Consider the following 810-nt stretch of genomic DNA (forward strand, 5'->3'; position numbering starts at 1 on the left):
GATTCAGCCTCTCTTCTCCCTGCTTTTATCTCATCCTTGAGAACTCTTGCCACATACCGTCCTATTTGCAGTTTTTACGCGATCTCCCTCACACTTTATTGACAATTCTCGACTATGTTCAGCGGGTCATTTAATTAGAAATTAGGAAATAACATGAACAAGTATTTGGCTGAGGCTTTTGGTACGTTCTGGCTAGTATTGGGCGGCTGCGGCAGCGCAGTGTTGGCTGCAGGTTTTCCAGATGTTGGTATTGGTCTGCTGGGTGTCGCTCTGGCCTTTGGTTTAACCGTTTTAACCATGGCATTTGCAATCGGTCATATTTCAGGTTGCCATTTGAACCCTGCAGTGACGGTTGGCCTTTGGGCTGGCGGTCGTTTTGATACAAAAGACGTTGCGCCTTACATCATCGCACAAGTGATCGGCGGGCTGATCGCTGGTGGCATTCTTTATGTCATCGCGACAGGACAAGCTGGATTTGATGTTGTTGGTTCTGGCTTTGCCGCCAACGGTTATGGTGAACACTCACCAGGTCAGTACTCAATGCTTGCTGCGTTAGTTTCTGAAATCGTGATGACGATGATGTTCCTTATCGTTATCATGGGGGCGACAGACAAACGTGCACCTCAAGGTTTTGCGCCTATTGCAATTGGTTTGTGTCTGACTCTTATTCACCTGATCAGCATTCCTGTGACTAATACCTCAGTAAACCCAGCTCGTAGTACAGCAGTCGCAATGTATGTAGGTGACTGGGCAGTTTCTCAGTTATGGCTGTTCTGGGTTGCGCCTATTGTGGGTGGCGTGCTTGGTGCG

General features: G+C 48.0%; 1 protein-coding gene. It reads left to right on the plus strand.

Annotation, left to right across the window (positions count from 1 at the left end):
* Positions 1 to 153: 153 nt before the first annotated feature.
* A partial coding sequence (gene aqpZ / locus R7Z49_RS24270) for an aquaporin Z (RefSeq protein WP_318112263.1) occupies positions 154 to 810 on the plus strand: 657 nt, incomplete at its 3' end.

Origin of the sequence: Vibrio sp. 1562, assembly GCF_033340155.1 — a bacterium.
Classification (GTDB): Bacteria; Pseudomonadota; Gammaproteobacteria; order Enterobacterales; family Vibrionaceae; genus Vibrio; species Vibrio alginolyticus.